The sequence below is a fragment of the Fructilactobacillus sp. YLN 2507 genome, assembly GCF_059614085.1.
The window spans coordinates 201,389-215,849 of the sequence record NZ_CM184303.1 but is presented as its reverse complement, the minus strand read 5'-3'; the positions used below and the strand labels follow the sequence as shown (position 1 = coordinate 215,849).

The following is a 14,461-nucleotide window of genomic DNA, read 5'->3' as shown; positions in this document are numbered from 1 at the left end:
GTAAAAAGACTATTCACTGATTTCAGAGAATAGTCTTCTAGAATTAAATTCGCTTTAAATTCAATTTGGCTTCTCTGAACCAATTAATTTGTTGTGAGAATTATAATATAATTCTGTGACTTGTACAAGCTAACCTTGTCACAATTGACAGTTTATGCCACAATACTAAAAGCAACAAATAAATAAGGCCCGTGAGCCTTTCTTTGGAGGATTTTTTTATGAATAATCAAATAACTAAGCACACTTCACTAACTCGGAACCAAAAACTGGTGTTAACTTCATCAAGTTTAGGCTTTGGATTAGAAAATATGGATGTGCTTTTTCTTTCTTTTACGATGAGTTCGATTATCGCTTCTTTGCATGTTTCAGCTGGTGCGGCTGGTCTAATTGGGACCATTACTAACTGGGGAATGTTACTAGGCGGAGTAATTTTTGGAATGCTTGGAGATCGATTTGGACGCGTAAAAACATTTACATATACCATTTTTGTATTTGCCTTTGCTACTGCTTTAATGAGCATTGCCAATAATATTTCAATGATTTATCTCTTGCGATTTATTGCCGGAATTGGAGCTGGTGGAGAATACGGATTGGGAATCACGCTAATTGCTGAAGCATTTCCGAAAAAAGAACTTGGTAGAATGTCATCAATCGCAGCAATTGGTGGTCAATTTGGAGCAATTGCTGCTGCCATTTTAGCTGCCTTTGTTATTCCAAACTTAGGCTGGCATGCCCTTTATCTCTTTGGATTGCTTCCCATCATTTTAGTTTTCTTTGTTAGACGACACATCAAGGAATCAAATGAATTTCTCAATGTCCAAGCAAGTCGTACAACAACCACTATTCAAGCCATCAAAAAGTATATGTTTCCTAATTTAAAAACCACCTGGACCTCAATTGGATTAATGATTATGACCACTGTCCAAATTGCTGGATACTTTGGTTTAATGAACTGGCTACCTTCAATTGTTGAACAACAAAGCCATCTAAGCGTTAAAGGATCTTCACTTTGGATGATTTCTACAATTATTGGAATGAGCATTGGGATGATGACTTTTGGAACTATTTTCGATAAAATGGGTCCTCGTTTATCCTTTGGAATTTTTCTCCTTGCTTCGGCCATCTTGGTTTATACATTAGCTCTTGCTCATTCAACTGGGCTTCTTTTAATCATCGGAGCCGTGGTTGGTTTCTTTGCTAATGGGATGTATGGAGGCTATGGAGCCATTGTTAGTCGGCTTTATCCTACTGAAGTCCGCTCAAGTGCTAACAACATCATCGTTGGCGTTGGTCGTGCTGTCGGCGGAATGTCATCATTAGTAATCGGGATTATTATGGAACACTACAGTTTAATTGTAGTAATGCTCTTTTTATCAGTTCTTTACCTAATCAGTTTTACAGTTATGATGACTCTTCCAGGACTTAAAAAATTAAAACAATAATTCAAGCAGATTGTTAACCCTTTTCTTCAAAAAGAACTACTATGTAGTTGTAGATTAAGAAAGAGGAGAAATAATCATGACTGAAAATTTCGAAGAAAACACAATGTTAGATGAACACATGAATGAAGTATTTGATTGGTCAGATAGTCCAATGCCAATTCGGGATGCTTTATGGGATTATTATATGCAAAAGAATGCTAAAGATACCATTAAAACTGAAGAAGTAATGCAAAAATACTTAGACATGAGTGACGCAGATGTCAAAGCTGATGCTGAAAAATTGCTTAAATAATTATTTTCAAATAAAAAGGTGACTGGAAAATTTCCAGTCACCTTTTTTATTGATTTAACGGATCTGTATGGGTTGCTTTAAATTCTTGTTGCGCTTTTTTAGCGATTTTTTTATATTTAGTCGCAAATTTTGTACTGACTTTTTTTATTTCTGTATTTTGTGAAGTAATTTTTTGTGTTATTTGTTGATTTTGATAAAAGGCGTAGCCATTTCCAACTATCAAAAAGACAATTATAATAATCGGGATTGTAATAATTAAATTAGGCTTTTCAAAGATGATTTTAATTTTATTTAACATGTTGATCACCTCTAAAACTTTGAATTAAATGAAATCGAATCTTATTAGAGTTTAAATCTTGATGATTCAAAGTAACTTTAAAAAGATAATGGTTGGTATTAAGGCGATTTCCTCGTCTCCCATAATATGTAACTGTCACGTTTGAATAATAGTAATGCCCCTTTTGTGATACTTCATTACTATAATTATAAATTTTAACTTCATTTAACCGCGTATAGTGATTTACTGAAGCTAGCAAAGCCTCTGCATCGGCCTTAGTCATATAATTTTTGGTTAACTTAGTAATAGCTGTTTGATTTTCCAGTTGGGTTGGATAGTTACTGAAAATAATTTTCATACTGTCAGTCAGAACCGCATTGTTTGTTTTAGCAATTGTTTTCATATTTTGATAAGTTAAGTTTTCTTGATAAGTAACATCATCCGTCGTCATTTCATCATATGATTTTTTTAACATGTCATATTTAGTTTGAACATCACTCAATTTTTGCTGATTTTTATTTAGATTATATAAGTTAATCCCACCTAAAATTAACAATGCAAGCACAATTACGTTCAAAGTTCCTGCAATAATCAACTTGCGATATTTTTTGCTTTTTGTCATTAGAAAACATCCTTCACAATTTATTGATGAATAGTATATCGTATTTTTAGTTTGAGTGAGTAAAACTCTATTATGATAAACTAATTTTTCCGGTTGCTAATCCAATCACTGCCAAAATAGCAATAAACGTTACCAAAATCATTAATAGCCATTCTTTACGATTGATGGGACGCTGGTTTTCTTTAGCTGCTTTAATGTAAAAAACAAAACCTAATACGTAGGCAATTGCACAGAGCCAGAGGTATTGTAGCCCAGCAAAAGTAATTCCTATTACTTCAAACGTAAAAGCTAGTAGTCCTGGAAAAATCAGTTTAATTGATTTAGCCTGATAGCCAACTTTAATTTGATAAGCAGCCACTAAGGTATAACACACTACCATGGCAGCCGTACACAACGAAATCGCAAAATTATAAGCTTGATCTGAAAAAACAAGTGAAACTAAAAATAATTGTAATAAAACTTGAGTCAAGATTAACGAATTGATGGGTGCTTTCTTACTATTTAACTTGGCAAACCAATGGGGTAACATTCCTTTTTCTGCCATTTCCGCAGTTGCAATTACTGGCGGCAATGTCCAAGAGAGCCATGATCCAAAAATCGTAATAATCAATGAAAGACTAACTAACATTCCACCAACTGGACCAATCATATCTTTCACAACATAGGTCAATGCAGGATTACTTAAATGTGCTAATTGCGCTTGGGTTAAATAACCATATGGAAGCATTGAAATTACCACATTAATAATTAATAAGGCCCCAAAACTAAGAATAGTCGCTTTGCTAGCATCCGAAGCCTTTCGAGCTCGCCCAGTCATTGTAGTAGCACCCTCGATTCCAACAAATACCCACATCATCGTAATCAAGCATCCCTTAACCTGATTAAAAATTCCACCGGGAGTGGCCGATTGATAAGTAAAATTAGTCGTAAAATTATTCCAAAAATGAGCTGTAAAAACGTTGGTTTTAAATAATACTACCCCTAAAATTACAAAAGCTAATAAAGGAATCAGCTTAATAATCGTAATAAAAACATTAATAAAAGCCGCATTTTCAACTCCCCGTGATACTAAGTACGTTAATAACCAGGAAATGACCGATGCCACGATAATTGCTGAAATTGAATTTCCCGAACGAAAACTAGGAATAAAATAGCCAACTGCTGACATCATCATCGTAGCAAATGCTACACTTCCAATCCAAGATGATAGCCAGTATCCCCACCCTGAAATAAACCCGACAAAATTTCCAAATCCTTTTTGAGCATATTCAGCCATTCCATTTAAATCTGGATTAGTTTCACTTAATGACTTCAAGCTCATAGCAAGTCCAAAGATTCCAATTCCAGTAATTAGCCAAGCCAATAGCGCAGGTCCGGGAGTCGCTACACTTGCTAGTTGTTCACTAGCATTATAAATTCCCGCACCAATGGAGGCACTAATCACTAGCATAACCAACCCCACCAATGACACTCCTGATTGTTTTTTCATTTTTGACCCCTTTATCCATTTTTTTGCAATAGCATTAGTATACCTTAAATAAGTCTGACTATTCAGCAAAATAAAAAAGGTCCCGCTAAAAGCGCAACCTTTTTTATTTTTTAAAGTTCATCTTCCGATGGTGAGAAGTGAAGTAGGTAAATAGCTAAAATAACTAGAATTGCCCCTACAACTTCTGCCAGACTTAATGCTGTCTTGAAGAAAATCACACTCAAAATAAAAGTTGAAACTGGTTGTAAGGCATCCATCAAACTAATATTAGCCGAAGATGTAAAGCGAGTCGCAAAAATCAAGGTTGAAAAGGTTAAAAGAGTTCCAAAAAAAATGATTCCACAAACCCCTAAAATCGCACCCGTGGTTAAATGTGGTACATTCGTCCACACTGGATGATTAAGGTTATAAGCAATACTAGCTACTAATGTTCCCCAACCCATAACCACAATTGGTGGATTATTTTTACCTAAACTACGTGGTAACACCACGTAAAGGGCAGCTGTGATTCCTGAAATCAATCCCCAAATAAAGGAATCCATTGGAATGGAAAGCTGACTAATATCACCCTTAGTAATTGAAAGAAAAACTCCAATAATTGCAATTACGAAAACAATAAAATCAATTTTAGCTGGTTTTTTATGTTGAAAAATAAATGATCCTAACAAAATAAATAAGGGAGCTAAATATTGCAAAATAGTAGTTGCTGCTGCATTACCATCTTGGATACTAACGTAAAAACTTCCCATATTTGCTGCTAAACCAAACAATCCATAACAAACTAAAGTAAGAATTGCTTTCCAACCTTTAAAGATATTGAAAATTTTGCCCTTATAGATGATTGCACTAACCAATAATAAGATTAATGCTGCTCCTGTAGTTCGAGCAGATAAAAACCAGGATGCTGGAATTGAAGCATTTTGTGAAACAAACTGAGTAATAACCCCAGCAACTCCCCAAGAAACTGACGCAAATCCGGCAAGAGCAAGACCTTTAGCAGTATTACTCATTCCTTTGATTTTGTTAAACATTTTCCAAAACTCCTTATTTTTAATCAGGTAATTTAGTACTAGCTTCAGCCACAATCTTTGAGGATACATTATCACTCAAAAATCGTGCCATTGGCGTGTACTGATGGCGCTTCTTAAAGGATACCTTAAAGGTCGCTAAAATTGCAACACGCATTTGATTCTCCGTTAAAAAAACTTGCCCTATTTGTCGAAACCTTCCTTTAGTATGCTTCCCAATTCTCCATTCATGTAATTTAAACTCATCGTTTTTATCACGTTTAATTTGGTAATTCCCAGATCCATCTTGCTGTACTGGCACACCAATCAATCTTAAAACCTCATATTTATCAGTCATAATTCTCCATTAAGCGTTAAATTCATTTGTACTCGTTAATTTACGTTTATAATTTTGTAAAATATAAATTGCAAGAATCACTAGAGCTGATCCAATAACTTCCATTAAGCTAATCTTGGTATGTAAAAATAAGACACTTAAAATAAAAGTCATTACTGGTTGAACTGCATCAACTAAGCTAACATCTGCTGAACTAGCAAATTTCATGCTATGAAGTAAACAAGCAAATGGCAAAACCGTTCCAATAATTACAATTGCTCCAATTCCAATAATGCTGCCAGTAGTTAAGTGTGGTACGCCAACCCAAACAGGCTGATGTAAATTAAAAAATAAACTCGCAATTAAGGTTCCCCATCCAAGGACAGTTAAAGGAGAATTATCCTTCATCAAAGGACGAGGGATCACTACATAACACGCTGCTGTAATTCCAGAAATCACACCCCAAAATAGTGAAATTGGTGGAATTGAAAGCTCTCTAATATCTCCCTTAGTAATTGAAAGTACAACTCCGACTAAAGCAATCACAAAAACCAATAAATCAATTCGATTAGGTTTCCGATGCATAAAAAAGAAGCCACCTAGTAAGATAAAGAGGGGTGCCAAATACTGAAGAATCGTTGCTGAAGCTGCATTCCCCGTTTGAACACTCAAAAAGAAAGAAAGCAAATTTGCACCCAGTCCAAAGATAGCATACCCCAAAATACATAAAACTGATTTACGATTTTTGAAAACATTGAAAATCTTTCCGTGAAACATGACTGCACTAATTACCAATAAAATAATTCCTGAAAATAAAGTTCTCACAGATAAAAACCATGCTGCTGGAATTTCAGCATTTTGTGATACAAATTGTAAAATTGTTCCAGAAATTCCCCAAAACGCTGAAGCAAGGGTTGCCCAAAAAATCCCTTTCATAATGTTCCTATTTGAATTCAATTCTGCCACCTCATTTTATATTTTTTCTAATAGCTATATCATACTCTTTCCCAAGTTTACCCGTAAACCTAAAAAATAAAGCCTGGCAAATGTGCCTGACTTTATCATTTACTTGTTTAATCATTTAGTATTCTTTGTTGAATAAGTTAATTTAATTCCGGCTGACATTAAAATTGGCAAAATAATTACTAAAATTAATAATCCAATTATTACTGCAATTGCTACCTGAATCAACGTCATTACCCCAGAAGGAATCAAGGCTGCAAAGGTTCCTCCTAAAATAACTGCAGCTGATAGCACAACCACCCCAATGAACTTAGATGCATGCACAATTCGGGTTGCTGGGGCAGCACTTGGTAAGATGTTTTGATACTTTTGCATTAAGAAAATACTGTAATCAACTCCTAAAGCAATCAACATAATGAAAGCAAAGAACGGGGTGTTCCAAGTCAACATATCTTGACCAAGGAAGAGACTACTAAATAATCTCGTAATTGATAGTGAAGTTAGGTAAGCCAAGAGCAATGTTCCAATAATATAAAGCGGTTGCAAAATTGACTTGGTGACAAACATCAAAGCAATTAAAATACCAATTACCATAATGACCGCTGTCCGCATGAAATCACTTGAGGCAATCTTGTTAGTATCAGAAATTGTCGCAGTTTCTCCGCCAACAGCCACCGTAGCATCTTGCATATCCGTACCCGCTAAGTTTTGTTTAACTTGGTTTTGGATTTGGTTAACAGACTTAATGGCATCCGCACTCGAAGGATTGGATTTAAGTACCACCGCAATTCGAGCGGTCTTCTGATCTTGTGAAAGATAAGTATTAACTGCTTTTTGGAAAGTTTTGCTTTCGAGAACTGATGTTGGAATGTAGAACGTCTTGGCAGCCGCAGCTGAGTTTTGTAATTCAGTTAAGTAGTCTCCCGCTTGCCCTAATCCAGTAGAAATCTTATTTAAGCCTTGGTTAGCTTGCGTAAGTTTTCCTTGTACACTTTCAAGTTGGGTGGCCATGGCTTTTGTATTGTTCCCAATGCTTTGTGTATCACTTGCAATTCCATTTAATTGGCCACTTAATCCAGCTTGTTGTGCTTGAACTTGAGCGGCAGATTGTTGTAAGGCCCCTGCAATAATTTGCATTTGGGTAGCATTTAATGGTGACCCCATTGCTGTTGCTTGTTGTTGCATTTCTGCGATGACTTGTTGTCCAGAAACCGCACTACTATTTCCAGCAGTTGCTTGAATGGCTTGTAAACGTTGGCCAATTGATTGAGCTGAAGCGCCAATTGCTTTTAATTGATCACCATTAAAGGAGTTACTGGAGGCGCCTTGTTGAATTTGACTCAAACCATTATTAGCTTGACTCATTTTCCCAGTCAAAGTACTAAGTTGATCGTTTAAGTAAAGTTGATTCAAGGGTACTCCGTTAGGTTGGGTTACCGAAGCAACCGTTTTTACATCCTTACGGTCCCGAAGTTGATTGGTAATCCGATCAATTTCCATTAAATTCTTTTCGTTTGATAAATTATGCTTAGTTTTAATGTAAACGGTTGATGGTTCAGCCGTTCCCTTACTAAAGTGTTTCTGTACCACGTTTAATCCTTGTTTAGAAGGAATCTCATTGCTTAATTCAATCGTTTGATCGTAATTTAGCTTGCCATGACCTAACGCTATGAATGGAAGCGTCACAATCAAAACAAAAATAATGGCCGGAACTGCATATTCAACGGACTTAGTTGATAAAATTCCCCACAAAGCACTTGATTGTTTTTGTTCTTTTAGGTTTTTAGCTGGCCAATATAATTTGTTCCCCAACGTTGCCATGAAAAAGGGGTTCAAAGTAAGCAAAACCATTAAAAGAACGATTACTCCTACTCCCACCGCAAAACCGGAACGATAAATTGAAAATTTAGCAAGTCCCAACGCTGAAAAACCAATTAAAACAGAAATTCCGCTATAAAGAATCGTTTTCCCAGCCGTTTTTCTCGCATTAATGGTGGCTGCGACTTTGTCCATTCCTTCAGCTAAGTTATCTTTAAATTGATTATATAAAAGAATATTGTAATCAGTTCCAATTCCAAAGAGCACTACCACCATAAAAACTTGCGTAAAGTTCGAAAGCGGAAAATCAAAGAACTTAACCAAATTCATAACTACACTAAGAGAAACAATGAAGGAAACACCCACGGTTAATAACGAAATCAAAGGCACTACAGGTGAACGAAACACGATAATTAAAACAATTAAAATAAAAATTATTGCAATAATTTCTGTCTTTTTAAGCCCATCAACCATTGAAAGTCGCATATCATCATTTAAAATTTCCGCTCCGGTAACGTATGATTTCAAGCCATCAATTTTGCCACCTTTTTGTAACTTTTGATTCATCTTTTCCACCGAATCTTTTTTCGAAACGTTAAGTTGCACCAATTCAGTGGTTTTATCTTTGGAAATCAACTGTCCCTTGGCAGAAGGTGTATCAACTACGGAAGTAATTCCTTTAATATCATAGTGATCGGCATGCTTTTGTAAATCTTTAACCTTAGCATCAATCTTTGCTTGTTGTGCTTTTGTAATTGCCCGATTCCCGTTATTATAAATCAGCACTACTTGGTCAGTATTACTAATGTGATGACCCCAGTGTTTTTCGATATTGTTAGCAACTTGGCTTTGCATATCACTTGAAATCTTGGTTTGCCCCTTTTCAGCCTCTAAATTACCCATGTTAGGCAAAAAGACCACTGCAGCAATCAGTGCCAGGAGCCACACAATTGCAATCCCAGAATATTTTTTAACGAATTTATTCATGCTCTAACTTTCCCCTTTGCTTAGTAAAAATATTAATTGGAGCTTTTTGTTGTAATTTAGTAATAACTTGAGCAACTTCCATCGGTGTCTCTGGTGCAGGTTTTGAAATCCAATACACAATAATGCCCATTAGTTCATCAATCATAAACTCACGTGCATAATCTAACGGAATTTCATCATTAACAACTTCAATCTGTTCTTCTAAGTTCTGTACTGATTTGTCCAAATCAGCAAAAATGATTTTTTTAACCTTATTTAAAAAGTAAGGATCACCTTTTTCACTGAGTAAAGCCGCAATCATTTCCCGATTTTGATAAAAATTATTTAAAGTTTCAATGATAAACGGTGCCGGCTGACCAGCCCCTTTATCGGCAATTAACCATTCCATCGCATCTGGAATTACATCATTTAAATCGGCTTGTAACTTATCGATTAACTCATTTTCGATATTTTCTAATAAATTTGAAATATCAGTAAAATGAGTATAAAAAGTTCCACGACCAATTCCAGCTAGTCGTGTAATATCAGTCACGTTAATGTCACGAATCCCTTTTTCTTTGATTAATGACACGAAAGCTTTTTTTATATCTTCAACGGTATTTGTTTTTCGCATCTTATTTTCCAATCGTTCCACCCCTTTCAACTTTTAAGCTTATTTTAAACTTTTTAGCTAATAAGTCAACGCGGTGTCTTATTAAGCCAATAAAAAAACGAACCAACCAGTTCGTTCTTAATTACATTTAATTATTTATCTTCATACCCATTTGGATGAGTTTGTTTCCAAGTCCATGCTGTACTAATAATATCCTCAATGTTATCAAATTTAGGCTTCCAACCCAGAACTTCTCGAGCCTTAGTACTATCAGCAACTAGCGTATCTGGATCACCAACTCGGCGAGGAGCCATTTCAGCAGGAATTGGTTGCCCAGTCACTTTTCGAGCAGCTTCAACGATTTGTTTGTTAGAAAAACCAGTAGAAGAGCCTAAGTTAAAGACGTTACTTGGATTGCCTTTCTTTAGGTATTCCATAGCTAAAATATGAGCATCCGCTAAATCTAAAATATGCACGTAGTCACGAACATTGGTCCCATCAGGAGTATCATAATCATCACCAAAAATCTTCAAAGTATCTTGTTGACCAGCAGCAACTTTAAGTACCATGGGAATCAAATGAGTTTCAGGATGGTGATCTTCACCAATTGAGCCATCTTGTTTAGCACCAGCAGCATTAAAGTACCGTAAAGCAACCGAATGAATTCCATCAGCTTTTTCGACCCATTTCATGATGTGTTCCATGATTAGCTTACTTTCACCATAAGGGTTAATTGGTTCTTTGTGATCTTTTTCGTGGATGGGAACCCGTTCTGGATTGCCATAAGTAGCGGCCGTTGATGAGAAGACAATGTACTTAACGCCGGCCCGTTTCATGGCTTCCAGTAAAACAATCATTCCAATCACGTTGTTATCAAAGTATTTTAAGGGCTTTTTCATTGATTCAGAAACCAACGAAAAAGCATCCATATGAATCACAGCTTCAATATCTTCTTTTGCAAATAAATCATCTAAAAATTTAGCATCACGAGTATCACCTAAATAAAATTTTGCCTTAGGGTTAACTGCTTTACGGTGTCCAGTTGAAAGATTATCAGCGACAACCACATCGTAACCTTCATTAATTAATTGATCAACCATGTGCGAGCCAATGTAACCTGCTCCACCAGCAACTAAAACTGCCATATTAATTCTCCTTTTGCAATTCCTAAAAATTATAATTACCTCAATTATATCACAATCTAATTATTCAATAGTTTGCTGAAAGTGAGCTAAGCTGGGACGACTACCGCTTGATTGACTAAGCTACTGATTAAACCTATAATCTAAAGTAAATTAGCTAATTATATCTAGGAGACTATTACTAATGAATAAAACAGAAATTGATACTCAATACAATACATGGTTAAGCGATGCAGACATGCCTGCTGAATTAAAAAATGATTTACATAACATGCAAAATGACGAAAGTGTGAAAGCAGACGCTTTTGGCACTTCACTATCTTTTGGAACTGCTGGAATGCGTGGCCTTTTAGGGGCTGGTACAAATCGGATGAACATCTATACAGTTCGTCAAGCAACTGAAGGCTTAGCTAAACTAATGGAAAGCCTCGATCAGTCCGAACGCGATCGTGGGGTCGCTATTAGTTTTGATTCCCGTTATAACTCAAAGCTTTTTGCTCACGAAGCTGCCCGGGTCTTGGGTGCTCATAACATTAAAACATTTGTCTTTGATGATATTCGCCCTACACCTGAGCTTTCCTTTGCAGTTCGTAATTTAAATACTTACGCAGGAATTATGATTACAGCTAGTCATAACCCTAAGCAATACAATGGCTACAAAATTTACGGTGCCGATGGTGGCCAAATGCCACCTAAGGAATCAGATCTTATGACGACTTACGTGCGTAAGGTGACTGATTTATTCAATATTCCAGTGGAGGATGAAAAGAAACTTAGAGCAAATGGTTTAATGAACATCATTGGGGAAAATGTTGATTTAGCATACTTAGAACAAGCTAAGTCCGTTAACATTAATCATGATTTAATTGCTGAAGTTGGAAAAAATCTAAAATTTATTTACACTCCTCTTCACGGAACTGGAAAAGTTATTGCGCGTCGAGCTTTATCTGACGCTGGTTTCAAGAACTATGATGTCGTTGTGGAACAAACGATTGCTGATCCAGAATTTCCAACTACCCCCTTCCCTAATCCAGAATTCCCTCAAACTTTTGATTTAGCAATTAAATTAGGGAAAACGGAAGACGCAGATGTTTTAATTGCCACTGACCCGGATGCTGATCGACTTGGAGCCGCTGTTCGTCAACCAGATGGTGAATACACTTTGATGACAGGAAATCAAATTGCTAGTGTCTTACTTCATTACATTTTGGAAGCCAAAAAAACCAGTCATACACTTCCAGCTGACGGTCGAGTTGTTAAATCAATCGTTTCAACTGAATTAGCCACTGATATTGCTAACGATTACGGCGTTGAAACGAAAAACGTTTTAACTGGTTTTAAGTTTATTGCTGAGCAAATCAAACAATATGAAGAAAATCATGATCACACTTTCTTATTTGGTTTTGAAGAAAGTTTTGGCTATTTAATCAAACCCTTTGTTCGTGACAAAGATGCCGTTCAATCAACCATGTTATTAGCCGAAGTTGCTGCTTACTATAAGCAAAAAGGGATGACCTTATATGATGGTCTTCAAGCACTTTATGAAAAATATGGTTATTTTGAAGAAAAAACCATTTCTGAAGAATTCGATGGCCTTGATGGAACCGAAAAAATGGCTAATTTGATGAAGGGCTTCCGCAATCATCCAATGACTAGCTTCAACGGTGTCCAAGTAGTTGCCCTTGAAGATTTTCAAACATCAGTTAAAACTGATGCCAACGGAAACGAAACGAAGATTGATTTACCACAATCGAATGTTTTAAAATACTGGTTAGCAGATGGAACCTGGTTAGCCATTCGTCCTTCTGGAACAGAACCTAAAATTAAGTTTTATGTTGGTGTTAAAGCTAATACTCAAGCTGATGCTGACAAATTATTAGATAGTTATGTAAATGCAATTGATAATGAATTATTAAATAAATAAGTAAATCAGCAAAAGCTCTGAAGATTAACTTCAGAGCTTTTTTGTATCCAATACTAAATATTTACTAAAAAATCTAGATTTTTTAGTAAACTTTACCTTTTTCGTTTACATTTTTACACGTTAAATATAGAATTAAAGGGTTAAAGACTACATAAGGAGTATGGCGATGACCTTCGAAGAACTAAAAGAATACGGTCAACTTTTCTATCGAGCTAATTATAAACTCGATAGTGATTTAGAGACCAAAACTTTTAAAATTAAAAACATTAAATCATATCAACACGAACAAAATGATGAAGGCGGTTATACAGACTGGACGGATAACTTGGTCACGCTTTACAACTTATTGAGTCCCGTGATTGGGAAAACGTTTGGCTTTGACATTAACTTCAAAAACCGTCAAATGTCACTTTTCTTCCCACTTAAGGTAAAAACTACTCAAGCGGCATTAAATCAAGCCCTTCCTTTAGTCGATGTAATTGCTTTAGAACAAGACGATAGTTCCAATGTGGCTACTATTGATATTTCCAAATTCAATGATCGTTATGCTTACGCCTCAAGCCTCTATGATACTAATCCACTTGCTGATCTAACTTTGAATGATCTTAACAATTTAAAAGCTAGCAATTCGTCCACTAGTTCTGACGATAGTGATGATAAGGCCTATGAAGATCTTAATTTAAACATTGAAAAATTGGATACCTCCGTAGATGCTCTTAAGGAACTCAACGAATTAACGGGGCTTGACGAAGCCAAAAAACAAATTACGGATATGATTGCAATTGCTAAAATCAATCAGCTTCGTGAAGAACGTGGGTTGAAAACTCCGGCTGGAATTAGTAAACATATGATATTCGTGGGCGATCCTGGAACTGGTAAAACAACCGTTGCCAAACTTTTCGGTACAATTTTAGCCCAAAATAATATTATTAAAGAAAATAAATTTGTCAGTACGGATCGTTCTGACTTAGTAGGACATTATACTGGAACCACCGCTGACCGTACCAAAAAAGTAATTGAAAGTTCTTTAGGTGGAATTCTTTTCATTGATGAAGCTTATCAATTATCACATACTGATAGTCCAACTGACTTTGGCCACGAAGCTATTGATCAATTAATTATCGGTATGGAAAATCATCGTAAAGATTTAATTGTCATTTTAGCTGGTTATACAGACCGAATGGAAGAGTTTTTAAATGATAATCCGGGATTACGTTCCCGAATTCCTAATCGCATCTTTTTTGCTGATTACACAACTCCTGAACTAGTAAAAATCATGAAACAAATGATGAGTCAGGAAGGAATTGTTAAATTAGCTGATGAAAAACATTTTGATAAAACTATCACAGACTTTATCGAAACTCACCACCCTTCTGGAAATGCACGTTGGGCACGAAATGTTTATCAAGGTGTCCTTCAAGCTCAAGCTCGTCGTGTCGCTTTCATGCAAGGTCCAACTGATGATGATTTAACTTATATTACTAAGCCAGATATCGACGCTGCCTTAGCCAATACACCAGCCAATTAAGCTATGACCAAGTCATAGCTTTTTTGCTGGCTAGCAGTGCT

At 35.9% G+C, this 14,461-nt stretch carries 13 protein-coding genes; 4 read left to right on the top strand and 9 right to left on the bottom strand.

Translation table 11 applies throughout. The features are described from left to right. Positions 1–218 precede the first annotated feature (218 nt). Positions 219–1,442 carry an MFS transporter gene (locus tag AC0GLY_RS00960; RefSeq protein ID WP_496611720.1) on the top strand — a complete coding sequence of 408 codons (1,224 nt, stop codon included), beginning with the start codon at positions 219–221 and terminating at the stop codon, positions 1,440–1,442. A gap of 76 nt (positions 1,443–1,518) precedes the next feature. Then, entirely contained in the window at positions 1,519–1,734 is a 216-nt protein-coding gene (locus tag AC0GLY_RS00955; protein ID WP_496611719.1) for a P8 family protein, read from the top strand. 46 nt (positions 1,735–1,780) lie between these two features. Here AC0GLY_RS00955 and AC0GLY_RS00950 read toward each other — a convergent pair whose 3' ends face one another. The 9 genes from AC0GLY_RS00950 to galE form a co-directional block, all read right to left on the bottom strand. Next, the gene (locus tag AC0GLY_RS00950) at positions 1,781–2,032 is read right to left on the bottom strand and encodes a hypothetical protein (RefSeq protein ID WP_496611718.1); all 252 of its coding nucleotides are present in this window, start codon (positions 2,030–2,032) and stop codon (positions 1,781–1,783) included. After that, positions 2,022–2,633, bottom strand: coding sequence for a hypothetical protein (locus AC0GLY_RS00945; RefSeq protein WP_496611717.1), 612 nt, complete (start codon positions 2,631–2,633; stop codon positions 2,022–2,024). Before AC0GLY_RS00945 ends, AC0GLY_RS00950 begins: the two co-directional genes overlap by 11 nt. Before the next feature lie 70 nt (positions 2,634–2,703). After that, entirely contained in the window at positions 2,704–4,122 is a 1,419-nt protein-coding gene (locus tag AC0GLY_RS00940; RefSeq protein ID WP_496611716.1) for a basic amino acid/polyamine antiporter, read from the bottom strand. Positions 4,123–4,232: 110 nt separating this feature from the next. Then, positions 4,233–5,153, bottom strand: a complete 921-nt coding sequence (locus tag AC0GLY_RS00935; protein ID WP_496611715.1) for a DMT family transporter — start codon at positions 5,151–5,153, stop codon at positions 4,233–4,235. Positions 5,154–5,172: 19 nt separating this feature from the next. Next, a complete protein-coding gene (locus AC0GLY_RS00930; RefSeq protein WP_496611714.1) occupies positions 5,173–5,487 on the bottom strand; it encodes a DUF7671 family protein in 315 nt (104 codons plus the stop codon). A gap of 9 nt (positions 5,488–5,496) precedes the next feature. Next, positions 5,497–6,402 carry a DMT family transporter gene (locus AC0GLY_RS00925; RefSeq protein WP_496612216.1) on the bottom strand — a complete coding sequence of 302 codons (906 nt, stop codon included), beginning with the start codon at positions 6,400–6,402 and terminating at the stop codon, positions 5,497–5,499. Positions 6,403–6,543: 141 nt separating this feature from the next. Further along, a complete protein-coding gene (locus AC0GLY_RS00920; RefSeq protein ID WP_496611713.1) occupies positions 6,544–9,234 on the bottom strand; it encodes an MMPL family transporter in 2,691 nt (896 codons plus the stop codon). After that, positions 9,227–9,868: a TetR/AcrR family transcriptional regulator gene (locus tag AC0GLY_RS00915; RefSeq protein ID WP_496611712.1), complete on the bottom strand. Its 642-nt coding sequence runs from the start codon at positions 9,866–9,868 to the stop codon at positions 9,227–9,229. The genes AC0GLY_RS00920 and AC0GLY_RS00915 overlap by 8 nt, the downstream gene beginning before the upstream one ends. 110 nt (positions 9,869–9,978) lie before the next feature. After that, positions 9,979–10,971, bottom strand: coding sequence for a UDP-glucose 4-epimerase GalE (gene galE, locus AC0GLY_RS00910; RefSeq protein WP_496611711.1), 993 nt, complete (start codon positions 10,969–10,971; stop codon positions 9,979–9,981). A 181-nt stretch (positions 10,972–11,152) separates the two neighbouring features. On the opposite strand from galE, the gene AC0GLY_RS00905 reads away from it, so the two are divergent. Further along, positions 11,153–12,892, top strand: coding sequence for a phospho-sugar mutase (locus tag AC0GLY_RS00905; protein WP_496611710.1), 1,740 nt, complete (start codon positions 11,153–11,155; stop codon positions 12,890–12,892). Positions 12,893–13,058: 166 nt separating this feature from the next. Next, entirely contained in the window at positions 13,059–14,420 is a 1,362-nt protein-coding gene (locus AC0GLY_RS00900) for an AAA family ATPase (protein WP_496611709.1), read from the top strand. Positions 14,421–14,461 lie beyond the last annotated feature (41 nt).

Coding starts and splice junctions, on each gene's coding strand:
- AC0GLY_RS00960 (WP_496611720.1), top strand. CDS start 219: ATGAATAATCAAATAACTAAGCACACTTCACTAACTCGGAACCAAAAA.
- AC0GLY_RS00955 (WP_496611719.1), top strand. CDS start 1,519: ATGACTGAAAATTTCGAAGAAAACACAATGTTAGATGAACACATGAAT.
- AC0GLY_RS00950 (WP_496611718.1), bottom strand. CDS start 2,032: ATGTTAAATAAAATTAAAATCATCTTTGAAAAGCCTAATTTAATTATT.
- AC0GLY_RS00945 (WP_496611717.1), bottom strand. CDS start 2,633: ATGACAAAAAGCAAAAAATATCGCAAGTTGATTATTGCAGGAACTTTG.
- AC0GLY_RS00940 (WP_496611716.1), bottom strand. CDS start 4,122: ATGAAAAAACAATCAGGAGTGTCATTGGTGGGGTTGGTTATGCTAGTG.
- AC0GLY_RS00935 (WP_496611715.1), bottom strand. CDS start 5,153: ATGTTTAACAAAATCAAAGGAATGAGTAATACTGCTAAAGGTCTTGCT.
- AC0GLY_RS00930 (WP_496611714.1), bottom strand. CDS start 5,487: ATGACTGATAAATATGAGGTTTTAAGATTGATTGGTGTGCCAGTACAG.
- AC0GLY_RS00925 (WP_496612216.1), bottom strand. CDS start 6,402: ATGAAAGGGATTTTTTGGGCAACCCTTGCTTCAGCGTTTTGGGGAATT.
- AC0GLY_RS00920 (WP_496611713.1), bottom strand. CDS start 9,234: ATGAATAAATTCGTTAAAAAATATTCTGGGATTGCAATTGTGTGGCTC.
- galE (WP_496611711.1), bottom strand. CDS start 10,971: ATGGCAGTTTTAGTTGCTGGTGGAGCAGGTTACATTGGCTCGCACATG.
- AC0GLY_RS00905 (WP_496611710.1), top strand. CDS start 11,153: ATGAATAAAACAGAAATTGATACTCAATACAATACATGGTTAAGCGAT.
- AC0GLY_RS00900 (WP_496611709.1), top strand. CDS start 13,059: ATGACCTTCGAAGAACTAAAAGAATACGGTCAACTTTTCTATCGAGCT.